21 protein-coding genes, 1 tRNA gene, 2 pseudogenes and 1 riboswitch are annotated in these 20,511 nt (G+C 70.2%); of the genes and pseudogenes, 9 read left to right on the top strand and 15 right to left on the bottom strand.

All coding sequences use genetic code 11. The features are described 5' to 3' along the window. Positions 1–63: 63 nt before the first annotated feature. Positions 64–522, bottom strand: coding sequence for a DUF2267 domain-containing protein (locus ACFZDI_RS17065; RefSeq protein ID WP_234845657.1), 459 nt, complete (start codon positions 520–522; stop codon positions 64–66). Between the two features lie 99 nt (positions 523–621). Further along, complete coding sequence (locus ACFZDI_RS17060; protein WP_234845656.1) at positions 622–1,047, bottom strand: Hsp20/alpha crystallin family protein; 426 nt, start codon at positions 1,045–1,047, stop codon at positions 622–624. Positions 1,048–1,216: 169 nt separating this feature from the next. Here ACFZDI_RS17060 and ACFZDI_RS17055 point away from each other — a divergent pair, with 169 nt between their 5' ends. Continuing rightward, complete coding sequence (locus ACFZDI_RS17055; protein ID WP_234845655.1) at positions 1,217–1,519, top strand: hypothetical protein; 303 nt, start codon at positions 1,217–1,219, stop codon at positions 1,517–1,519. Positions 1,520–1,929: 410 nt separating this feature from the next. Here ACFZDI_RS17055 and ACFZDI_RS17050 read toward each other — a convergent pair whose 3' ends face one another. Together ACFZDI_RS17050 and ACFZDI_RS17045 are read right to left on the bottom strand one after the other, a co-directional pair. Further along, on the bottom strand, positions 1,930–3,498 hold the full coding sequence (locus tag ACFZDI_RS17050; RefSeq protein WP_391251330.1) for an MFS transporter: 1,569 nt from the start codon (positions 3,496–3,498) through the stop codon (positions 1,930–1,932). 67 nt (positions 3,499–3,565) lie between these two features. After that, entirely contained in the window at positions 3,566–4,909 is a 1,344-nt protein-coding gene (locus ACFZDI_RS17045) for a DUF445 family protein (RefSeq protein ID WP_391251328.1), read from the bottom strand. Between the two features lie 196 nt (positions 4,910–5,105). Between ACFZDI_RS17045 and ACFZDI_RS17040 the strand changes: the two genes are divergently transcribed. Then, on the top strand, positions 5,106–6,440 hold the full coding sequence (locus ACFZDI_RS17040) for an SGNH/GDSL hydrolase family protein (RefSeq protein ID WP_361110836.1): 1,335 nt from the start codon (positions 5,106–5,108) through the stop codon (positions 6,438–6,440). A gap of 72 nt (positions 6,441–6,512) precedes the next feature. Here ACFZDI_RS17040 and ACFZDI_RS17035 read toward each other — a convergent pair. The 4 genes and pseudogenes from ACFZDI_RS17035 to ACFZDI_RS17020 all read right to left on the bottom strand — a co-directional run. After that, positions 6,513–7,205, bottom strand: a pseudogene (locus ACFZDI_RS17035) (DUF1707 domain-containing protein); the annotation flags it as partial. Positions 7,206–7,238: 33 nt separating this feature from the next. Further along, positions 7,239–8,216, bottom strand: a complete 978-nt coding sequence (locus ACFZDI_RS17030; RefSeq protein WP_391252252.1) for an ATP-binding cassette domain-containing protein — start codon at positions 8,214–8,216, stop codon at positions 7,239–7,241. 10 nt (positions 8,217–8,226) lie between these two features. After that, positions 8,227–9,048, bottom strand: coding sequence for an ABC-2 family transporter protein (locus ACFZDI_RS17025; protein WP_391251326.1), 822 nt, complete (start codon positions 9,046–9,048; stop codon positions 8,227–8,229). After that, the gene (locus ACFZDI_RS17020) at positions 9,041–9,841 is read right to left on the bottom strand and encodes an ABC-2 family transporter protein (RefSeq protein WP_234845649.1); all 801 of its coding nucleotides are present in this window, start codon (positions 9,839–9,841) and stop codon (positions 9,041–9,043) included. The genes ACFZDI_RS17025 and ACFZDI_RS17020 overlap by 8 nt, the downstream gene beginning before the upstream one ends. A gap of 477 nt (positions 9,842–10,318) precedes the next feature. Here ACFZDI_RS17020 and ACFZDI_RS17015 point away from each other — a divergent pair, with 477 nt between their 5' ends. Further along, positions 10,319–12,724, top strand: a complete 2,406-nt coding sequence (locus ACFZDI_RS17015) for a transglycosylase domain-containing protein (protein WP_391251324.1) — start codon at positions 10,319–10,321, stop codon at positions 12,722–12,724. A 128-nt stretch (positions 12,725–12,852) separates the two neighbouring features. Here the strand turns inward: ACFZDI_RS17015 and ACFZDI_RS17010 are convergent, their stop codons facing one another. The 3 genes from ACFZDI_RS17010 to ACFZDI_RS17000 form a co-directional block, all read right to left on the bottom strand. Next, positions 12,853–13,173 carry a multidrug efflux SMR transporter gene (locus ACFZDI_RS17010; RefSeq protein WP_031113232.1) on the bottom strand — a complete coding sequence of 107 codons (321 nt, stop codon included), beginning with the start codon at positions 13,171–13,173 and terminating at the stop codon, positions 12,853–12,855. A 34-nt stretch (positions 13,174–13,207) separates the two neighbouring features. Then, a riboswitch (guanidine-III (ykkC-III) riboswitch) is annotated at positions 13,208–13,275 on the bottom strand. 56 nt (positions 13,276–13,331) lie between these two features. Then, complete coding sequence (locus ACFZDI_RS17005) at positions 13,332–13,688, bottom strand: co-chaperone GroES (protein ID WP_104779699.1); 357 nt, start codon at positions 13,686–13,688, stop codon at positions 13,332–13,334. Positions 13,689–13,732: 44 nt separating this feature from the next. Further along, on the bottom strand, positions 13,733–14,062 hold the full coding sequence (locus ACFZDI_RS17000) for a DUF3618 domain-containing protein (protein ID WP_234845647.1): 330 nt from the start codon (positions 14,060–14,062) through the stop codon (positions 13,733–13,735). A 95-nt stretch (positions 14,063–14,157) separates the two neighbouring features. Here ACFZDI_RS17000 and bcp point away from each other — a divergent pair, with 95 nt between their 5' ends. The 4 genes from bcp to ACFZDI_RS16980 all read left to right on the top strand — a co-directional run bounded on the left by bcp (position 14,158) and on the right by ACFZDI_RS16980 (position 16,000). Continuing rightward, complete coding sequence (bcp, locus tag ACFZDI_RS16995; RefSeq protein ID WP_391251321.1) at positions 14,158–14,625, top strand: thioredoxin-dependent thiol peroxidase; 468 nt, start codon at positions 14,158–14,160, stop codon at positions 14,623–14,625. A gap of 153 nt (positions 14,626–14,778) precedes the next feature. Beyond that, positions 14,779–15,420, top strand: a complete 642-nt coding sequence (locus ACFZDI_RS16990) for an HNH endonuclease signature motif containing protein (protein WP_361110848.1) — start codon at positions 14,779–14,781, stop codon at positions 15,418–15,420. Next, the gene (locus ACFZDI_RS16985) at positions 15,417–15,911 is read left to right on the top strand and encodes an HNH endonuclease (RefSeq protein ID WP_391251318.1); all 495 of its coding nucleotides are present in this window, start codon (positions 15,417–15,419) and stop codon (positions 15,909–15,911) included. The genes ACFZDI_RS16990 and ACFZDI_RS16985 overlap by 4 nt, the downstream gene beginning before the upstream one ends. Before the next feature lie 16 nt (positions 15,912–15,927). Next, positions 15,928–16,000 (top strand) — tRNA-Leu (locus ACFZDI_RS16980). Positions 16,001–16,048: 48 nt separating this feature from the next. On the opposite strand, the gene rdgB is transcribed toward ACFZDI_RS16980, so the two are convergent. From rdgB to ACFZDI_RS16960, 4 genes are all read right to left on the bottom strand, one after another. Then, a complete protein-coding gene (gene rdgB, locus ACFZDI_RS16975; protein ID WP_361110850.1) occupies positions 16,049–16,651 on the bottom strand; it encodes an RdgB/HAM1 family non-canonical purine NTP pyrophosphatase in 603 nt (200 codons plus the stop codon). A 132-nt stretch (positions 16,652–16,783) separates the two neighbouring features. Beyond that, positions 16,784–17,182: a hypothetical protein gene (locus ACFZDI_RS16970; protein ID WP_234845643.1), complete on the bottom strand. Its 399-nt coding sequence runs from the start codon at positions 17,180–17,182 to the stop codon at positions 16,784–16,786. A 156-nt stretch (positions 17,183–17,338) separates the two neighbouring features. Beyond that, positions 17,339–18,076, bottom strand: coding sequence for a ribonuclease PH (gene rph, locus ACFZDI_RS16965; RefSeq protein WP_234845642.1), 738 nt, complete (start codon positions 18,074–18,076; stop codon positions 17,339–17,341). Positions 18,077–18,187: 111 nt separating this feature from the next. Continuing rightward, a complete protein-coding gene (locus tag ACFZDI_RS16960) occupies positions 18,188–18,421 on the bottom strand; it encodes a glucose PTS transporter subunit EIIB (protein ID WP_221756120.1) in 234 nt (77 codons plus the stop codon). Between the two features lie 378 nt (positions 18,422–18,799). Between ACFZDI_RS16960 and ACFZDI_RS16955 the strand changes: the two are divergent. Both ACFZDI_RS16955 and ACFZDI_RS16950 read left to right on the top strand, forming a co-directional pair. Beyond that, positions 18,800–18,993: pseudogene (locus ACFZDI_RS16955) on the top strand (PTS lactose transporter subunit IIC); the annotation flags it as partial. A 176-nt stretch (positions 18,994–19,169) separates the two neighbouring features. Next, entirely contained in the window at positions 19,170–20,432 is a 1,263-nt protein-coding gene (locus ACFZDI_RS16950) for a PTS transporter subunit EIIC (RefSeq protein WP_234845641.1), read from the top strand. Positions 20,433–20,511 lie beyond the last annotated feature (79 nt).

Raw genomic sequence — 20,511 nt, 5'->3', positions numbered from 1 at the left:
CCGCGTCGACGGCCACCCCCCGCATGTCACAAAGGTGGCCGTCGTGCGCCTGGTGTGAGGAGCCTACGACGTCGGGGTCAGGTCCGCTCGGCCGAACAGGAGGGCGTAGCCGGCGGGGAGTTGGGCCAGGATGCGGGTGACCAGGTCGTCGCCGACGAGGGGCGGCAGCGCGCCCAGGACCGAGCTGACGTCCCAGCGGGCGGTGGCGGACGTGGCTCCCGGCGTGCGGGACGCGACCTCGTCGACGAACCGTGCGGCCGTCAGGCGCCGTGTGGCCGGGATCTGGGAGGCGATCAGCCGGGCGGCCTCGGGGGGCAGGGCCCGGGCCAGGTCGACCCGTTCGTCGCCGGTGACGTGCGTACCGAGGGCGGCCAGGACGGTACGGGTGACCTGTTCCGCCTTCGACCGGGTGGGGTACAGGCCCGACTCGCGGACCGTTTCGACCAGTTGGGGCCAGCCGTTGTCGTCGGCGGCGTGCGGGGCGCGTCTCGTCGTCACACGGGGCACCGTCGTCGTGCTCATGTGCGGGGTTTTCCTCCGGGTGCTTGAGGGGGGGAGCCTGGGTCGCGCCGCCGGGAGCCCGTCCCGGCGGCGCGACGTACCTCTGGTGATGCGGTGGGGTCAGCTGCTGAGCTGCTTGGGCGTGTCGCCGCCCGAGATCTGGATGCGGCGCGGCTTGGCCTGCTCGGCCACCGGGATGCGCAGGGTCAGGACGCCGGCCTCGTAGGAGGCGTCGATGCGCTCCGTGTCGAGGGTGTCGCCGAGGAACAGCTGGCGCGTGAAGGTGCCGGTGGGGCGCTCGGCGACGAGGGGCTCCGCGCCTTCGGGGGCGGGGGACCTGCGCTCGGCTCGGACGTTCAGCACATTGCGTTCGACGTCCAGTTCGATCGTCTCGGGGTCGACGCCGGGGAGGTCGAAGTGGACGAAGAAGTCGTCCCCCGAGCGGTAGGCGTCCATCGCCATCGCCGTCGGGCGGGTGGTGTTGGGACCGAAGACCTGCTGGGTGAGCCGGTCGAGCTCACGGAAGGGGTCCGTGCGCATGAGCATCACTGGTCACTCCTCTCTCCAGGTGCAGTGGGTGCGATGCCATACGGTCTGCGTCTTCTTATATAGCTCGGAGGAGGAAACTTGACAACCCCGGACTCAGGTTCGGGTTTCGGGGGTGTGCGGGCTAGCCTCAAGATCCCGAGCAGGGTGTAGGACGCAGGAGGCACGTATGGCGAAGGTTCCCAGCGCGGTGGTCGCCGCGAGCGGGCTCGTGGGCGGGTACGGCGTGGCCCGCTGGACCCGGCAGCGGCCGCTCGGCGGGGTCGTACTGGCCGCGGCCGGGGTGGCCGCGGCGCGGCAGTGGCGGCAGCAGGCCGGTGGGGTGGCCGCGGGGGCGTTGTCGGCCGCGTATGTCGCCGCCTTCGCCGGGTCGCATCCACTGGCGAAGAAGGTCGGCGCCTGGCCTGCCGTGTTCGGCGTGGCGGGGGCCGTGGCGCTGGCGTCGTGGGCGGTGGCGGACCGGCGCGACTGACCGGCTGATCTCGGTGAGCCGGGGCATGCCGACCGGCTGATCCGGTGAGCCGGGGCATGCCGGCCGGCTCATCCCGGTCGGCACACAAAAGAACCGCACACAAGAAAACCCGGCCCTGTATCCCAGGGCCGGGTTCTTGTCGGAGCGCCGGGCAGGCCTTGCACCTGCATCTCCCCACAGGAAGTGGGGCGTCTTTCCTTGGACCACCAACGCATCGTCCTGCTACCGGACTTCCGGCGACTGGACGCAGATCAACTATAGCGCAGTTTCTGTTCTCACCTCACCTCACCGCCCGGCCGTCTCCTCGCCGTCCCCCACAGGGGGCGGGCAGCGCGACCGGAGCATGTGGGCCGGCCCCGCCCCTGTTTCCCTGGCCGTTCGCGGCCCACATGCTCCGATCGCCCGTGCCGTCACCCGGGGCCGTCACCTCCTGGCTGGCCGCCGCCCCGGGCACCAGGCCTACGCCGTCGTCGAGCGGACTCCCTCCGGCCGGGGCCGCCCCTGGACGCGTCGTCCGTGGCCCCGCTGCCCGCCGCCGTCAGTGGCTTGGCGATGTCCTCCAGGGAGCGGCGTTCCGCCTTCACCGCGAGGAGGGCCGCCACCAGGCCGGCCAGGCACATCAGCGTCGCGCCGATGGAGAAGGCGAGGACCGTGTCGCCGACGACGCCGGTTTCCGTGAGCTTGGCGAACAGCAGCGGGCCGCTGATGCCGCCGGCCGCCGTGCCGATGGCGTAGAAGAACGCGATCGACATCGCCCGGGTCTCCATGGGGAAGACCTCGGAGACCGTCAGGTAGGCGCTGGAGGCGCCGGCCGAGGCGAAGAACAGGACCGCGCACCAGCAGGCCGTCATCGTGGTCGCGCTCAGGGAGCCCTGGTCGAAGAGCCAGGCCGTGCCGAAGAGCAGCGCGCCGGACAGGATGTATGTGCCGGAGATCATGATGCGGCGGCCGACCGTGTCGAAGAGCTTGCCGAGGACCAGCGGGCCGAAGAAGTTGCCGATGGCGATGACCGCGAAGTAGTAGCCGGTGTTGCCGCTCGGGACGTCGAAGAACGTCGTCAGGATCGCGCCGAATCCGAAGGTGATGGCGTTGTAGAGGAAGGCCTGGCCGATGAAGAGGGAGAAGCCGAGGATGGAGCGTTTGCGGTAGTCGGAGAAGACCGTGCGGCCGATCTCCAGGAAGGAGACGCTGCGGCGCTGGTGGATGGTGATCTCACCTTGGGCGCGGGGCAGCGGCTCGCCCCTCTCCTCCTCGATCTTGTCCTCGATGGAGGAGACGATGCGTTCCGCTTCGTCGTCGCGGCCGTGGATGAGCAGCCAGCGTGGGCTTTCGGGGACGTGCCGCCGGACGAGGAGGATCACCAGGGCGAGGACGGCGCCGAGCGCGAAGGTGAGGCGCCAGCCGACGTTCGCGGCGAAGATGTCCGTGTCCAGGGCGACGATCGACAGCAGCGAGCCGAAGACCGCGCCCAGCCAGAAGCTGCCGTTGATCATCAGGTCGGTGCGGCCGCGGTACTCCTTGGGGATCAGTTCGTCGATCGCGGAGTTGATGGCCGCGTACTCGCCGCCGATGCCGAAGCCGGTGAGGAACCGGAAGAGGAAGAACCACCAGGTGTCGAAGGAGATCGCGGTGAGGGCCGTGGCGGCCAGATAGACCGCCAGGGTGATCATGAAGAGCTTTTTGCGCCCCCACTTGTCGGTCAGGCGGCCCCAGAACAGGGCTCCCAGGCAGGCGCCCGCCACGTACAGGGCGGCTGCCATGCCGGTGACCTCGCCGGACGTGATGGGCAGGCCGCTGCCGGGCTCCGACAGGCGGCCGGCGATGTTGCCCACGACGGTGACTTCGAGTCCGTCGAGGATCCACACGGTGCCGAGACCGATGACGATCGTCCAGTGCCAGCGTGACCACGGGAGGCGGTCGAGGCGTGCCGGGATGTCGGTGGTCACGGTGCGGCCGGTGTCGGCCTGGGCGGTGGTCATGGGCCCCCTCCTCTTCGAGCGGAATCCGGATCGGGTGCCCTGACCGGCTTCTCCTACGCCCGAAGCCTTATGCGCCCAGCGCGTGCGACACCGTGTAGATGAGCAGGCCGGCCAGGGAGCCGACGACCGTGCCGTTGATGCGGATGAACTGCAGGTCGCGGCCGATGTTGGCCTCGATCTTGCGCGTGGTGTGCTCGGCGTCCCAGCTCGCCACCGTGTCGGTGATCAGGGAGGTGATCTCCTTGCGGTAGGTGGTGACGACGTAGACGGCCGCGTCCTCCACCCACTTATCGACCTTGTCCTGCACCTTGCGCTCGCCCGCCATGCGGGAGCCCAGCGACAGCAGGGACGCCCGTACGCGCAGCCGCAGTTCGCTGCGCTCGTCCTCGGCGGCCGAGACGATCATGGACCGTACGGCCGTCCAGGCGCTGGCGATGAGGTCCTGGACCTCGCCGCGGCCCAGTACCTCGCCCTTGAGCCGTTCGACGCGGGCGCGGGTGTCGGTGTCGGACTGGAGATCGCCCGCGAAGTCGGTGAGGAAGCGGTCCAGGGCGTTGCGCGCCGGGTGGCCGGGCATGTCGCGCATCTCGGTGGCGAAGCGCAGCAGTTCCCGGTAGACCCGCTCGCCGACCTTCCGGTCGACGAACTTCGGCGTCCAGCCCGGGGCGCCGCCCTCCACGGCGTCCATCACCTCGTCACGGTGCAGCACCAGCCAGTCGTGCGCTCGGGTGACGATCAGGTCGACGACGCGTTTGTGGCCGCCGTCGGCGACGACCTTCTCCAGCATCTTGCCGATGCCGGGCCCGATCTCCTGGGCGTTCGCACGGCGGGTGATGGCCTCGCCGACGACGGCCTGGACGTCGGAGTCGCGCAGGACGGTCAGGGCGCCGCGCAGGGCGGTGGACAGCTCCGCGGTGACCCGGTCGGCGTGTTCGGGGACGGCGAGCCAGGCGCCGAGGCGGCTGCCGATGCCGACGGCGCGCAGCCGCTGCCGTACGACGTCCTCGGAGAGGAAGTTCTCCCCGACGAACTCGCCCAGGGAGACGCCCAGCTGGTCCTTCTTGGTGGGGATGATCGCGGTGTGCGGGATGGGGATGCCGAGGGGGTGGCGGAAGAGGGCGGTGACGGCGAACCAGTCGGCGAGCGCGCCGACCATGCCGGCCTCGGAGGCGGCGGCGACATAGGCCGCCCAGGCCCCGGCGCCGGAGTTGTGCGCCCAGGTGGACAGGACGTAGACCAGCGCCACGAACACCAGGAGTCCGGTGGCGGTGAGCTTCATCCGGCGGACGCCGCGCTGTTTCTCCTGGTCCGCCGGGCTGAAGGTCGTCATCGCACGGTTCACCGCGGCGCCGGGACGGGCATGTTGCACTTCGGCACCGGCATCTTTTTCAGCTGCTTTCGTCTGTTCCATCCGCTCCACCCGCTCGGTGATCCCGCACACACATTGTCCCTTCCTGACCGACTCCTGGAACGGAACAGGAGTTCCCGGCGTCTGTCGGGAGGGGGTATTGCCACGGGGTGCTGTGAGCTTCCCCCGGTCCATGCCGCATCATGGGCACATCAGATCGGAGCCTTGGGCTCCCATCGCCCGAGGAGAACTGAACAGCATGACCCGAGGACGTGGCTACGCCCTCCTGGCCCTGGTCGTCGCAGCGATCGTGGGCCTTTCCACCGCCATATACGTCGGCGTGGCGTCCGACGACGGCCTGCGCATCCGAAGCGCCCTCGGCGACGGCCGCGCCCCCCACAACTCCGCCGCCCCCGCCTCCACCGGCACCTGGGTCGGCACCTGGTCCGCATCTCCCTCCGCCGCCGAACCCGGCACCGAGACCACGGGCATGGCGGACCGTTCGGTACGCAACGTCGTCCACACCAGCGTCGGTGGTACGAGTGCCCGCGTCACGCTGTCCAATCTCTACGGCCAGTCGCCGCTGAGCATCACGCGGGCGACGGTCGCCGTCTCCGCGGGCAGCGGTACGCCCGCCGCACTCGCCGACACCATGCGGCAGCTGACCTTCGGCGGCGGCCCCACGGTCGTCATCCCGCCCGGCCGGCAGGTCATGAGCGACGCGGTACGCATCGTCGTCCCGCACGACTCCGACGTCCTGATCACGACCTACACGCCCAGCAGCTCCGGCCCGGTGACCCACCACCGGCACGCCCGGCAGGTCTCCTACGTCGCCCAGGGCGACCACGCGCAGGACGTCACGGGTACGCCGTACACGGAGCGGATCGGGTCCTGGCGGTACCTGACCGCGCTGGACGTGCTGAGCAACGAGTCCGACGGCACGGTCGTCGTCCTCGGCGACTCCCTGACCGACGGCATCACCTCCACGCCGGACACCAACAGCCGCTGGACCGACGTGCTCTCCGACCGGCTGCGCGCCGAGATCGCCTCCGGGCGGGACCTGCCGCGCTACAGCGTCGTCAACCAGGGCATCAGCGGCAACCAGGTCCTCGCCGACGGCCTGGGCCGCCCCGCGGACAACCCCAGCGGCCTGAACCGCTTCGGACGGGACGTCCTGGAGCGGACGAACGTCAAGGTCGTCGTCATCGACCTCGGCGTCAACGACATCCTGCGCAACCCGCGTCTGGCCGACCCGAACGCGATCCTCACCGGGCTGCGCACGCTGGTGGGACAGGCCCACGCGCGCGGCGTGAAGGTCGTCGGCGCGACGCTCATGCCGTTCCAGGGGCACCGCGGGTACACGGAGGCGCGTGAGGCGGTCCGCCAGACGATCAACGCGCAGATCCGCGCCGGACGGGTGTACGACGCGGTGGCCGACTTCGACCAGGCGCTGCGCGACCCGTACAACCCGCGGCGGCTGCGGCCCGAGTACGACTCGGGCGACCATCTGCACCCCAGCGACGCGGGGTACGCGCGGATGGCGGAGTCCTTCGATCTGTCGACGCTGAAGGGGTCGGCGCCGGCGAAGCTGTAACCCCGTCCCGCACCGTCTCACCCGTGCCCGTCGCCCGACCACAGGCGGCGGGCACAGCGCTGCTCAGCGCTCGCCGTCCAACTCCCGCCGCCCTGCCCTGCGCTCCAGCTTCTCCTGGCGGCGCTCCTCACGGATCCGCAGCTTCTCCGCACGGGTCAGCTTCCGCTGGACCCCGACGCCGCCCCACAGCGCGAACCCGGTCACGATCACCCGCGGCGCGCCCGGCTCCCCCGGCACGCCCTCCTCGCGGTGGTCGAAGCCCCCCATGACGCCGATGCCGCGGACGACGACCTCGACCCCGGGCGGAACGATCACATCCACCCCGCCCATGATCGCGAAGGCGTTGATCTCGACCTCCCGGTCCGCGAAGTCCGCCTCGCGCAGATCGATCTCCCCGCCGCCGCAGAAGGCGAGGCAGGTGAACCGCCGGGGCATCGTCCAGCGCCCCTTGCGCTGGAAGCCGGACATCACGGCGACGGCCCACGTGGAGGTGCCCTCGCCGCCGGTGATCCGCCCGGACCAGCCCGGGCCGGCCGCCGGGTCCTTCGTCAGGGACACCGCCGGGACCGTCACGCCCGCGGCCGGCAGGTCCCGGGTGATCGGCGCCAGCTCCCCGTACGTGCGCGCCTTGTACGTCGCGTCGAGCCGCTCCTCGAACTCCTCCATGTCGAGGCGTCCCTCCGCGAGGGCGTCCCGCAGGATGTCTGCGACCTTTTCACGGTCGGCGTCGGAGGCGCGGAGGTCCGGGACGGCGTCGTCGGTCATACACAGCAGACTACGAGTTCACCCCGCCGGGGGCTACGAGATCGCCCGCTCGGCCTGCTCCCCGTACATGGTGGCGATGACCGCCTCGATGTCCGGCTCCCGCACCGACAGGTCCACCAGCGGATACTCGGCCGCGATCCGCGCCACCAGCGGCGCCGCCGACTCCCCCGCCGGGAACGCCAGCCACTGCCGCGGACCGTCCACGCGCACGACCCGCGCGGGCGCCGGCGCGTCGATCGGCGGCAGTTCCCGCTCCAGGTCCACCACCAGGGTCCGCTCGCTCTCCCCTGCCTCGTGCAACCCCGCGAGCGGGCCGTCGTACATCAGACACCCGTGGTCGATGACCATCACCCGCTTGCACAACTGCTCGATGTCCTGCAGATCGTGTGTGGTCAGCAGCACCGTCGTGCCGCGCTCGGCGTTCAGCTCCCGCAGGAACTCCCGCACCTTCGACTTGGAGACGACGTCCAGCCCGATGGTCGGCTCGTCCAGGTACAGCACCTCCGGGTCGTGCAGCAGCGCCGCCACGATGTCGCCGCGCATCCGCTGCCCCAGGGAGAGTTGCCGCACCGGTACGTCCAGCAGGGCGCCCAGGTCGAGGAGTTCGACCAGCCGGTCGAGGTTCTCCCGGTAACGGGCGTCGGGGATCCGGTACATGCGGTGCATCAGCCGGTAGGAGTCCAGCAGCGGCAGGTCCCACCACAGCGTCGTACGCTGCCCGAACACCACGCCGATGCGGTGGGCGAGGCGCTTCCGCTCCCGGGAGGGGTCGATGCCCGCCACCCGCAGCCGGCCCGCGCTGGGCGTGAGGATGCCGGTCAGCATCTTGATCGTGGTGGACTTGCCGGCGCCGTTCGGCCCGATGTAGCCGACCATCTCGCCGCGCTCCACCCGGAAGGAGATCGCGTCGACGGCCCGTACCTGCCGTACTTCCCGCTTCATGAAGCCGGTCTTCCTGCGTACGTCGAAGACCTTCTCGACACCGTCGAGTTCGATGAAACCGCTGTCCACCCCGCTCACCTCAACTCCCTGTACTCCGGTAGGAACGAAGGCCCGTCCGCCACGCCGCCCCCGCCAGCGCGCAGCAGGCCACCGCCACCAGGGGCGAGGCGAACGCCGTCCAGGGCGGCACGCCGAGAGGGTACGGCCGCCCCAGGACGTAGGCGGCCGGGACCCAGTTGACGAAGGCGAGCGGCACCATGAAGGTCACACCGCGCACCAGGTCCTTGCCGAACACCGTCGGCGGATACTGCAACAGCGTCGTCCCGCCGTACGTGAACGCGTTCTGCACCTCGGCGGCGTCCTGCGCGTAGATCTGGAAGGCCGCGCCCGCCACGAACACCGCCGAGAAGATCGCCGCGCCGCTGACCACCGTCACCGGCACCAGCAGCACCTTGGACACGCTCCAGCCGACGTCCACCGACACCAGCGCCCAGCCCAGCACCACCGCCCCCTGCGTGATCCGGCCCAGCCGGCGCAGCGCGAACCGGTCGGCCCCGACCTGCGCCAGCACCGGCCACGGCCGCACCAGCAGCGTGTCGAACGAGCCGTCGCGCATCCGGGCGCCCAGCACGTCCATCGAGCCGAGCACCAGATCGGCGATACCGAACGACGTCACCGACAGCCCGTACAGGAACGCCACCTCCGGCAGCGACCAGCCGCCCAGCGAGTCGACCTGCGAGAACATCAGCAGGATGCCCACGAAGTCCAGGCCGGTCACCGTCAGGTTCCCGAACACCGTGACCACGAACGAGGTGCGGTAGGCCATGCTGGAGCGCACCCACATCCCGGCGATCAGCCGGTAGGCCCGCAGGCCCTCCCGCAGCACACCGCGCTCAGCCACCCTGCACCACCACCCGCCGCGTCGCGGCCGACTGCAGCAGCCGACCCGCCGCCAGCAGCGCCACCGCCCACCCCGCCTGGAAGGCGAACGCCCGCAGCGGATCCGTCTCCCCCATCAGCACGTCCGCCGGCATCTGCAGCTGCGCCGCCCACGGCAGCACCCGCACCACCTCGCCCAGCACACCCGGGAAGGCGTTCAGCGGCAGCACCATGCCCGAGAAGAAGATCCCCGTGACCATCAGGACCTGGTTGACGCCCATGCCGTCCAGCAGCCAGAACACGCTCAGCGCCGCCAGATAGCGGATCGCGAAGCTCACGACCGTCGCCAGCAGCAGCGTGACCGTGAAAGCCGCCCACGGCGTCACCGACGTCGGCAGCGCCATAGGGAAGAAGAGCGCACCGAACAGGAACGGGACCACACCCCGCCCCAGCATCTGGAACAACGCCCGCCCCACGTCCCCCGCCAGCCACCACAGTTGGAGATCGGCCGGCCGGTACAGGTCGACGGCGATCTCCCCGGTGCGGATGCGCTCCATCAGGTCCTTCTCGGCGCCCCCGCCCTGGATCGCCAGCGTCGCGTAGAGGCACTGCCCCAGCCAGACGTAGGTCACCGCCTGCGCCTGGTCATACCCCCCGAGCTGCGGCTTCTGGTCCCACAGGGCCATATAGGTGAAGACGAGGATGACGCCGAAGACCGTGTTGGTGAACACCCCGGCCACCGTGGCCGCCCGATACGTCGCGTACCGCCTGAAACCGCCCGCCGCGACGGCCGCGTACAACCGTGCCGAGCCCACGTCCACAGCCCTCCTCGCCGCCGGCACCGAAGCGCAGGAGCCTAGTGCTCCGACGAACGGGCGTGCCACGCAATTTCGGGCCGCCGCGGGAGCGCCGCGGTGCGGGCGCGCACCGGCCCAGACGGTACGATCCGTTGCGTCCGCGTGGGCCGAGGCGCCCGTGGCCAGGGCGAGCAACGGGATGGCGGTGCCGGCCGGGCGGAGCGTACGAGCCGTCGCGATCCACGGTCGTAGCCCCCTTCGGGCGAATGTTCGCGCAGGCGAGATCACGATTCGGGCAGACGTGCGCGGCAGCACGTTTCACCCTGTGCCCGCCGCGCACCCGCACGCACGAGGCCCGCCTCACCACACGGCTCACAGCCCGGCCCTCGATCAGGGAACTGATCAACGGATGGGACAGTCTTCATCACCAGGGCGCAAGAGCGAGCAGAGACGTACGGAACGACGTACGACGCGAAACAGGAGTCCGTGCACGACATGAGTGACGAGCCTCAGCCGCAGCAGCCGAATCCGGGCTGGGCATCGAGAGAGCCGCAGGCGGACGCCGACGGCGACCCGGGCACGCCCGCGGCCACTGCGGCCGGGAAACCGAAGCGGACCGGCTGGCGCCGGATGATCCCGACCTGGCGCATGACGCTCGGCGGCTTCATCGTCGTCGTCCTGCTCCTGGTCGGCGGCTTCTTCCTGGGCTACTCGCTCGTCAAGATCCCGCCCGCCAACGCGCTCGCCACCCAGCAGGCCAACGTCTACCTCTACGCCGACGGCTCCGTGATCGCCCGCGACGGCGAGGTCAACCGGGAGAACGTCACCCTCCCGCATGTCTCCAAGGACGCCCAGCACGCGATCCTGGCCGCCGAGGACCGCGACTTCTACACCGAGTCCGCCGTCGACCCCAAGGCCATGGTCCGCGCCGCCTGGAACACCGCCCTCGGCAAGGGGAAGCAGTCCGGCTCCACGATCACCCAGCAGTATGTGAAGAACTACTACCTGCGCCAGGAACAGACCGTCACGCGCAAGGCCAAGGAGTTCTTCATCGCGATCAAGCTGGACCGTGAGGTCAGCAAGGACCACATCCTCGAGGGCTACCTCAACACCAGCTACTTCGGCCGCAACGCCTACGGCATCCAGGCCGCCGCCCAGGCCTACTACGGCATGGACGCCAAGGAGCTCGACCCGGCCCGCGCCGCCTACCTCGCCGCGCTCGTCAACGCCCCCAGCCAGTACGACGTCGTCGCCCACCCGGAGAACCGGAGGGCCGCCGAGGCCCGCTGGAACTACGTCCTGGACGGCATGGTCACCAAGGGCTGGCTCAGCGAGTCGGAGCGGACCGGCATGAAGTTCCCCGTGCCGAAGGAGTCCACCCTCTCCACCGGCATGTCCGGCCAGCGCGGCTACATCGTCCGGATCGTCAAGGACTACCTCGTCCAGAACAAGATCATCGAAGAGAGCAAGCTCGACGCCGGCGGCTACCGCATCACGACGACCCTGCAGAAGGGCAAGCAGGACGCGTTCGTGAAGGCCGTCAACGACAAGCTGATGTCCAAGCTCGACAAGAAGGACCGCAAGGTCGACACCTACGTCCGCGCCGGCGGCGCCTCCGTCGACCCCAAGACCGGCAAGGTCGTGGCGATGTACAACGGCATCGACTACGTCAAGCAGTACACCCCCAACGCCACCCGCAGGGACTTCCAGGTCGGCTCCACCTTCAAGCCGTTGGTGTTCACCGCGGCCGTCGAGAACCACTCCGAGACGCAGGACGGCCGCGTCATCACCCCGAACACCATCTACGACGGCACCAACAAGCGCACCGTCCAGGGCTGGACCGGCGACCCCTACTCCCCCGAGAACGAGGACCAGCGCTCCTACGGCGACATCACCGTCACCGAGGCCACCGACAGCTCCGTGAACTCGGTCTACGCGCAGATGGCCGCCGACGTCGGCCCCGCCAAGGTCAAGCAGACCGCGATCGACCTCGGCGTCCCCGAGGCCACCCCCGACCTCGCCGACGGCCCCGCCATCGCGCTCGGCACCGCCACCGCCAGCGTCCTCGACATGGCCGAGGCCTACGCCACCCTCGCCAACCACGGCCGGCACGGCACCTACACGATCGTCGAGAAGGTCACCAAGGGGGGCACGCCGATCGACCTGCCCGAGCGGCGCACCCGGCAGGCCGTCAGCCGCGAGGCCGCCGACACCACCACCTCCATGCTGCTCAGCGTCGTCCAGAACGGCACCGCCTCCGCCGCGCAGGCCGCGGGCCGCCCCGTCGCCGGCAAGACCGGCACCGCCGAGGAGGACACGGCGGCCTGGTTCGCGGGCTACACCCCCGACCTGGCCACCGTGGTCTCCGTCATGGGCCAGGACCCGGTCACCGCCGCCCACAAGTCGCTGTACGGCGTCATGGGCCTGCCGCGCATCAACGGCGGCGGCGCACCCGCCGAGATCTGGACGCAGTTCACCCAGGACGCCCTCAAGGGCAAGCCGGCCAAGGAGTTCGACCTCAGGCTCCAGCCCGGCTCCGACGTCTCGCAGGCGCCCAGCAGCGACACCCCGGCCGACCCGACCCCCGGCACCACCGACGACGGCACGACCACCGGCGGCGAGGAGACCGGCACCCAGACGCCCGAGCAGAGCCCCAGCGCCCCCGAGGGGCAGACCGAGGGCCAGACCGACGGCGGCACCACCGACGGCAGCACCGGCGGCGAGTCCCCCACGGGCGGCGGCACCGCGGACGGGGGCACCACCGACGGCGGCACCACCGACGGCGGCGCGACGGACGGCGGCACCACGGAGGGCGGCGGCGACACGAGCGACGGCGGCGCGACGGGCGGCCCGACGGGCCCGGGCTGGGGCGTGGTCCCGCAGGGAGCCCGCCGCGAGTAGCACATGACGGTGCCCGGCCGGTCAGGGGCGGCCGGCCGGCTTCGGCGCCGTGACGGCTCAGTGGCCGCTGGTCGCCTTCGGCTCAACGACGGCTCATGGCCGCTGGTCGCCTTCTGCGCAATGCCGGTTCAGTGGCCGCTGGTCGCCTTCAGTCCCACCACGGCGACCAGCAGCAGGCACACGAAGAAGATCCGGGCGGCGGTCGCCGGCTCACCCAGCACCACCATGCCGAACACCGCCGCCCCGGCCGCACCGATCCCCACCCACACGCCATAGGCGGTACCGATGGGCAGGGTCCTGGCGGCCTGCGACAGCAGCAGCATGCTCGCGACGATGCCGGCGCCCGTGAGCACACTGGGCAGCGGACGCGTGAACCCGTCGGTGTACTTCATGCCGACGGACCACCCCACCTCGAGCAGACCGGCGACGACGAGCAGAACCCAGGCCATGACGGGCACCTCCGGGAAACGGGCTGACGGTGTCGGTGCGTCGTCTTTGCCTTGATCCCGGTACGGCGCGTCTCGTCGGGGGTGCCTCCAACGTAGCAAAGCCCATGGCGAAGGGGCCGGTGACGGTCGTCACCGGCCCCTTCGCCACGATCCGAGCCCTACAGGTACAGGCCCGTCGAGTCCTCGGCGCCCTCGAACCGGTCCGCGGCCACCGCGTGCAGGTCACGCTCGCGCATCAGCACATACGCGATCCCCCGCACCTCTACCTCGGCACGGTCCTCCGGGTCGAACAGCACCCGGTCACCCGCCTCCACGGTCCGCACGTTCTGCCCCACCGCGACGACCTCGGCCCACGCCAGCCGCCGGCCGACCGCCGCCGTGGCGGGGATCAGGATGCCGCCGCCGGAACGCCGCTCGCCCTCGCTGGTGTCCTGCCGCACGAGTACGCGGTCGTGCAGCATCCGGATGGGCAGCTTGTCCGGATGGGTGCTCTGCTCGTTTCTCTTGGCGCTCACGCCCTGAAACCTACCTGTCTTCCCCGGATCCGTACGCAGTCGGGTCAGCCCTTGCGCCGCCGCGTGCTGAACGCGAGCAGCCCGACCACTCCGACGACGACGAGGGCGACCGGCACGACCCGCTCCAGCCGGGGCGCGCCCTCCTCGTCCACGAACCGGGACCGCACATCGGTGACGGCCCGGTTCACCTCCACGTAGGCCCGCCCGAGCGTGTGGTCGATGTTGGAAGCGACCTTGGCCTTGGCATCCCCGACGATCGTCTTCGGGTGCACCCGCACCCCGATCTCGTCGAGGGTCTCGGCCAGGGTCGCGCGGCGGCGCCTGATGTCCGCCTCGATCTGCGCCGGGGTCCTGGTGTCCGCCGTGTCCGCCACCGTGTCGCCTCCGAAGTCGGTGTGAAGCCTGTGCTGGACAGTCTGTCAGCTCCACGGCTCATAGCACTGCCTCGACCCCCGGTTAGGCTGGTCCGATGAGCGAGCGACTCCAGCCGGGGGACGTGGCCCCCGCCTTCACCCTGCCCGACGCCGACGGCACCGAGGTGTCCCTGGCGGACCACAAGGGCCGCAAGGTCATCGTGTACTTCTACCCGGCCGCCCTCACGCCCGGCTGCACCAAGCAGGCCTGTGACTTCACGGACAACCTGGAGCTGCTGGCGGGCGCGGGCTACGACGTCATCGGCATCTCCCCCGACAAGCCGGAGAAGCTGGCCAGGTTCCGCGAGAAGGAATCACTCAAGGTCACGCTGCTGGCCGACCCGGACAAGCAGGTCCTGGAGTCCTACGGCGCCTTCGGTGAGAAGAAGCTCTACGGCAAGACGGTCGTCGGCGTCATCCGCTCCACGATCGTCGTGGACGAGGAGGGCAAGGTCGAACGCGCCCTGTACAACGTCAAGGCCACGGGCCACGTAGCCAAGATCATCAAGGACCTGGGGGTCTGAGACCCCACGGATCGCGTCGCGAGCGGCTCGTACCGGTGACCTCCGGTACGAGCCGCTCCGCATTCCCCCGCATGCCGTGCGTGACTGTCCGATAAACGGTTCGTTACTCCGTACGAGACCACGAACGGGTGGTCGGGGACGGAGGGGCGTGCCATGGGGGCCAGTGCGTACACCAGGGAGCGGCTGGAGGAGGCGGCTCGGGGGGCACGAACATTGTCGGAGGCCTTGCTGGCTTTGGGGGTGGATCCGCGGAGCTCGACGCGGCGATACGTGTCCCAGCGGATGAAGAGGCTCGGTGTGGACGTGTCGCACTTCGAGCGCGAGGGGGTGCGGTGGTCGAGGGACGTCCTTGAGCGGGCTGTCACGGCGTCGACGAACATGTGCGAGGTGCTGCGGCATCTCGGACTCGAGGTGGTGGGCGGACATCACACGCACATCAGCCGCCGGATCAAGGCGTACGGGATCGACACATCACATTTCAGGGTGCCGACTCGGCGAGGCAAACCGTGGCGACCGCGCACGCCCGAGGCCTTGCTGGTCGAGCAACCGGCCGATCGCGCCCGGCGCATTCCGAGCGACCGCCTCAAGTGGGCGATGACGTCCTCGGGAGTAGCGGTGAGATGCGCCCTGTGCGGCACGGCGCCGGTGTGGCGTGGCCGCTCGCTTCCTCTGGAGGTCGATCACATCGACGGCAACTGGAGGGACAACCGCATCGAGAACCTTCGGCTCCTCTGCCCCAACTGCCATTCGACGACGGACAACTACCGGGGGCGCGGCAAGGGACGTGCCTCATGAGGAGTCGGCGACCACGGCCCACCTCCGAGGAACTGCGGGACGCGGTCACCGAGTCCTTCTCAGTCGCGGAGGTACTACGCCGCCTGGGGCTCCCGGACGGCGGTGCTCAGCGCAGGCATCTGCGCCTGTGGATCGCCGAGGATCAGCTCGCCACGGAGCACTTTCTGGGCCAGGCTCACCAGCGTGGGAAGCGCCGCCCGACCTCGGCCAAACGTCCCGAGGACGTCCTGGTCAAGCATGGCGGCAAACGTCGGACCCGGACAGTTGTGCTGCGTCGGGCGCTGCATGAGGTCGGCGTGGCAGAGGCATGCGCCGACTGCGGGATCGGCCCGGAGTGGCTCGGCAAGGCCATGACGCTTGAGGTGGATCACATCAATGGGGACTGGAGCGACGACCGTTTGGAGAACTTGCGGTTGCTGTGCCCCAACTGCCACGCCGTCACGAGCACCTGGTGCCGGGGAGGGCAACGGCGACATAATCTCGCCCAGTAGAGTAGGGATCTGGCGGGCGCCCGTACGCCAACGGCTGAGCGGCGATCTTTAGGTGGTCGTGTCTGTCGGTTCGAATCCGACCGGGCGTACAGAAGCACAGCCCCGCACCTCGGTCTCCGTGGTGCGGGGCTGTTCCGTCAGCCCAACAGCTCCCGCACCACCGGCACCAACCCCCGGAACGCCTTCCCCCGGTGGCTGATCGCGTTCTTTTCCTGGGGGGTCAGTTCCGCGCAGGTGCGGGTCTCGCCGTCCGGCTGGAGGATCGGGTCGTAGCCGAAGCCGCCCGTGCCCGTGGGCTCGTGGCGGAGGGTGCCGGGGAGCCTGCCCTCCACCACCCGCTCCGTGCCGTCCGGCAGGGCCAGGGCCGCCGCGCAGGCGAAGTGGGCGCCGCGGTGTTCGTCGGCGATGTCCGACAGCTGCGCGAGGAGGAGGTCCAGGTTGGCCTTGTCGTCGCCGTGGCGGCCGGACCAGCGGGCGGAGAAGATGCCGGGTGCGCCGTTGAGGACGTCGACGCACAGGCCCGAGTCGTCGGCGACGGCCGGGAGACCCGTGGCCCGGGCCAACGCGTGGGCCTTGAGGAGGGCGTTCTCGGCGAAGGTGACGCCCGTTTCCTTGACGTCGGGGATGTCCGGGTAGGCGTCGGCGCCGACGAGTTCGTGGGACAGCCCGGCTTCGGCGAGGATGGCGCGAAGTTCGGTGATCTTTCCGGCGTTACGGGTGGCGAGGATCAGGCGACTCATGCCCGCAACAGTATTGCCCCCGCACCCCGTCGGGGGCGCGGGGAACTGCGCGGGCGACCAGGACGGGACCCGCGGACGGCCTCCGGTGCGACCCGGCACACGAGAAGCCGCAGCCGGTTCAGCCGGCGCGGCTTACGGCGTGCAGACCTTCGTCAACTCGCCCGCGGCGTCCGTGACCGGGCTGATGTCGGGTGTCTCGTCGCCGTTCCTGATCGACGTGCGGACGTTGTCGACGGCCTTGTTCAGGTCGTCCACGGCCTTGCCGACATCCGCGTTGTCGGTCTTGTCGCCGATCTCGCCGAGGTTCTTGTCGATGGAGTCGAGGGACTCGTCGAGCTGGGTCGGGTCGTTGGACGCGCTGTCGACCGCCTGCTGGAGTTCCGTGACGCTGTCGGCGATGGCGTCGGCGGTCTGGACGCAGTCCAGCGCCTTGTCGACGGCGGCGCAGCCGGTGGTGAGTCCGGCGGTCAGCGCGACGGCCGCCAGGGTGGCGGCGACGGCTGCGGTGCGGCGTCGGCGGCTCGCGGCCATGGAGCGGTCCCTCTCGTTCGGTCGGGCCGGTCGGGCCCGCGCGGCTGGCCGGGCGCACAGGGATGAGCCGTGCGCCCGTACTCCTTGAGACGCGAGTGTGCTCGGTGCGGTTGCCCGGGCCGAGCACCGTTCTTGGCGTGCCCTTTACTTTGGGGGCTACTTCTCCAGGAGCTTGTCGAGCGCCGCGCGCTGGTGGGCGGCGAGTTCGTCGCAGCCGGCGACGGCGAGGTCGAGGAGGGCGTTGAGTTCGTCGCGGGCGAAGGGTTCGGCTTCGGCGGTGCCCTGGACCTCGACGAAGCGGCCGTCTCCGGTGCAGACGACGTTCATGTCGGTGTCGGCCTTGACGTCTTCCTCGTAGCAGAGGTCGAGGAGGGGGACGCCGCCGACGATGCCGACGGAGACGGCGGAGACGGTGCCGGTGAGGGGCTTGCGGCCGGGCTTGACGAGCTTCTTGCCCTGGGCCCAGGCGACGGCGTCGGCCAGCGCCACGTAGGCGCCGGTGATGGCGGCGGTGCGGGTGCCGCCGTCGGCCTGGAGGACGTCGCAGTCGAGGACGATGGTGTTCTCGCCGAGGGCCTTGTAGTCGATGACGGCGCGCAGGGAGCGGCCGATGAGGCGGCTGATCTCGTGGGTGCGGCCGCCGATGCGGCCCTTGACGGATTCGCGGTCGCCGCGGGTGTTGGTGGAGCGGGGCAGCATGGAGTATTCGGCGGTGACCCAGCCTTCGCCGCTGCCCTTGCGCCAGCGGGGGACGCCTTCGGTGACGGAGGCGGTGCAGAAGACCTTGGTGTCGCCGAAGGAGACGAGGACGGAGCCTTCGGCGTGCTTGCTCCAGCCGCGCTCGATGGTGATGGGGCGGAGCTGCTGGGGGGTGCGGCCGTCGATTCGAGACATGCGGCTGAGCCTATCCGCACCGGCGGAGGGGCCCCTCCCGGTGGGGAGGGGCCGTGCGCGCTGGTGGCCTCAGGGGTGTCGGGGGGTGAGGTCCGGGGTGATCCCGGTCCTTCACATCATGTCTTCGATGTCCGCCGCGATGGGGTCGGCGTCGGTGCCGATGACGACCTGGATGGCGGTGCCCATCTTGACGACGCCGTGGGCTCCGGCGGCCTTCAGGGCGGCTTCGTCGACCTTGGCGGGGTCCACGACCTCGGTGCGCAGGCGGGTGATGCAGCCTTCGACTTCTTCGATGTTGTCGATGCCGCCGAGCCCGGCAACGATCTTCTCAGCCTTGGTGGCCATGTTCGTTCTCCCTGATCCGAACCGCTTTGTCGCAGTAACCCACAGTTGGCCCCTCTTGGCGAGCGGCTCTGTTGTGTGTGCCGAAGGATGGCGTCACGTTCGTGCGACCGTCGAACGACTGGTCTACACCACGACCTGCCTCTCGACAAAGTCTCCGGCGAGGGGGACCGGGACGAGTGCCGGCAGCTCCGCCGGTGCCGCGTCGGCCGTGGGCCCCGGGCGGGCTCGCTGGAACCGGCTGGTCCAGGGGTGGCAGAGGACGGGCCGGAGCCTGCGGTTGCCGAGGGCGGTGCTGTCGGCGGCGGGGATCCTGAACCGGCTGGGGCGGCCGGATGCGTTCGGGGACGCCGGGCCGGGCTGGACCGGGAGGTGATGGCGTTCGCGTTCCGGGCGGGGCTGATCGACTTCGTCATCGACTGGAATCCGGCCACGCGGCCGTGACTGATCGTTCCGATCGGGCTGGGATTCGCGCCCCCTCTTACGTGATCTTCCGGTTCGCGATCAGCAGGTTCGATCTGCGGCCTGCGGGGCGGGAGCCCGGGGAGGGCGTGGAGGGCAGTGCCAAGGCGTGATCGTCCGCAGCGGGCGGAATTGGCGGGTTCCACTCGTTCGGCCTACCGTGCTACAACTGGTCTACACCACTCACCGGTGGAGGTCGCGCGGTGGTCACCGCGTTCCCCTTTCTTTGAGACGCCGCCGTCCCCTTCGCATGCTTCCTGGGCGGCGCCGTGCCCCCTGGAGGAAGTTCATGTCCACAGACACAGCCGCGCCCGCGAGCCCGAGCAAGGGCTCGGCCGTGATGGCCGTGATGCAGCGCATCGGCCGCAGCCTCATGCTGCCGGTCGCCGTGCTGCCCGCCGCCGCCCTGCTGGTCCGTCTCGGCAACACCGACATGCTGGGACGCGAGTCGTTCCCCGCCTTCATCACCAAGATCGCGGGCTTCATGGCGGCCGGCGGCAACGCGATCCTCGACAACATGGCGCTGCTGTTCGCCGTGGGCATCGCGATCGGCTTCGCCAAGAAGTCGGACGGCTCCACGGCCCTGGCCGCCGTCGTGGGTTACCTGGTCTTCAAGAACGTGCTGGCCACGTTCACCGACAAGAACCTGCCGAAGGTCGCCACGGCGGTCGACGGCAAGGTCGTCATGGTCGACGCGCCCGTGGACGCCAAGGTCCTCGGCGGTGTGGTCATGGGCATCGTGGTGGCGCTGCTCTACCAGAAGTTCTACCGGACCAAGCTGCCGGACTGGGCGGGCTTCTTCGGCGGCCGTCGCCTGGTGCCGATCCTGTCGGCCTTCGCGGGCCTGGTCATCGGCATCGTCTTCGGGTACATCTGGCCGGTCCTCGGCACGGCTCTGCACAACTTCGGCGAGTGGCTGGTCGGCTCCGGGGCGGTCGGCGCGGGCATCTTCGGTGTCGCCAACCGTGCGCTGATCCCGATCGGCATGCACCACCTGCTGAACTCCTTCCCGTGGTTCCAGGCCGGCACCTACGAGGGCAAGAGCGGCGACATCGCCCGGTTCCTCGCGGGCGACCCGACCGCCGGGCAGTTCATGACCGGCTTCTTCCCGATCATGATGTTCGCTCTGCCGGCCGCGTGCCTCGCGATCGTCCACTGCGCCCGGCCCGAGCGCCGCAAGGTCGTCGGCGGCATGATGTTCTCCCTCGCGCTGACCTCGTTCGTCACGGGCGTCACCGAGCCGATCGAGTTCACCTTCATGTTCATCGCCCCGGTGCTGTACGCGATCCACGCGGTGCTCACCGGCGTCTCGATGGCGCTGACATGGGCGCTGGGGATGAAGGACGGCTTCGGCTTCTCGGCCGGCGCGGTCGACTTCGGTCTGAACCTGGGCATCGCGACCAATCCGTGGGGCCTGGCTCTGGTCGGTCTGTGCTTCGCGGCGGTCTACTACGTGGTCTTCCGCTTCGCGATCACCAAGTTCAACCTGCCGACGCCGGGCCGCGAGTCCGACGAGGAGCTCGCCGAGCTGCAGAAGGCGGAGGCGAAGTAACACTCCGCCAGGCGCGTAGGCCCCGGAACCGCTCGGTTCCGGGGCCTTCGCGTGTGCTCCGGGGCCTTCCGCCTGCGTT

Source organism: Streptomyces sp. NPDC007907, assembly GCF_042959365.1.
Classification (GTDB): domain Bacteria; phylum Actinomycetota; class Actinomycetes; order Streptomycetales; family Streptomycetaceae; genus Streptomyces; species Streptomyces indiaensis.
This window is presented reverse-complemented; position numbering and strand designations above follow the sequence as displayed.

Coding starts and splice junctions, on each gene's coding strand:
- rph (WP_234845642.1), bottom strand. CDS start 18,076: ATGTCTCGAATCGACGGCCGCACCCCCCAGCAGCTCCGCCCCATCACC.
- ACFZDI_RS16990 (WP_361110848.1), top strand. CDS start 14,779: ATGGGGGCCAGTGCGTACACCAGGGAGCGGCTGGAGGAGGCGGCTCGG.
- ACFZDI_RS17050 (WP_391251330.1), bottom strand. CDS start 3,498: ATGACCACCGCCCAGGCCGACACCGGCCGCACCGTGACCACCGACATC.
- rdgB (WP_361110850.1), bottom strand. CDS start 16,651: ATGAGTCGCCTGATCCTCGCCACCCGTAACGCCGGAAAGATCACCGAA.
- ACFZDI_RS17060 (WP_234845656.1), bottom strand. CDS start 1,047: ATGCTCATGCGCACGGACCCCTTCCGTGAGCTCGACCGGCTCACCCAG.
- ACFZDI_RS17040 (WP_361110836.1), top strand. CDS start 5,106: ATGACCCGAGGACGTGGCTACGCCCTCCTGGCCCTGGTCGTCGCAGCG.
- ACFZDI_RS16970 (WP_234845643.1), bottom strand. CDS start 17,182: ATGGCCGCGAGCCGCCGACGCCGCACCGCAGCCGTCGCCGCCACCCTG.
- ACFZDI_RS17015 (WP_391251324.1), top strand. CDS start 10,319: ATGAGTGACGAGCCTCAGCCGCAGCAGCCGAATCCGGGCTGGGCATCG.
- ACFZDI_RS17055 (WP_234845655.1), top strand. CDS start 1,217: ATGGCGAAGGTTCCCAGCGCGGTGGTCGCCGCGAGCGGGCTCGTGGGC.
- bcp (WP_391251321.1), top strand. CDS start 14,158: ATGAGCGAGCGACTCCAGCCGGGGGACGTGGCCCCCGCCTTCACCCTG.
- ACFZDI_RS16960 (WP_221756120.1), bottom strand. CDS start 18,421: ATGGCCACCAAGGCTGAGAAGATCGTTGCCGGGCTCGGCGGCATCGAC.
- ACFZDI_RS17045 (WP_391251328.1), bottom strand. CDS start 4,909: ATGGAACAGACGAAAGCAGCTGAAAAAGATGCCGGTGCCGAAGTGCAA.
- ACFZDI_RS16950 (WP_234845641.1), top strand. CDS start 19,170: ATGTCCACAGACACAGCCGCGCCCGCGAGCCCGAGCAAGGGCTCGGCC.
- ACFZDI_RS17065 (WP_234845657.1), bottom strand. CDS start 522: ATGAGCACGACGACGGTGCCCCGTGTGACGACGAGACGCGCCCCGCAC.
- ACFZDI_RS17010 (WP_031113232.1), bottom strand. CDS start 13,173: ATGGCCTGGGTTCTGCTCGTCGTCGCCGGTCTGCTCGAGGTGGGGTGG.
- ACFZDI_RS16985 (WP_391251318.1), top strand. CDS start 15,417: ATGAGGAGTCGGCGACCACGGCCCACCTCCGAGGAACTGCGGGACGCG.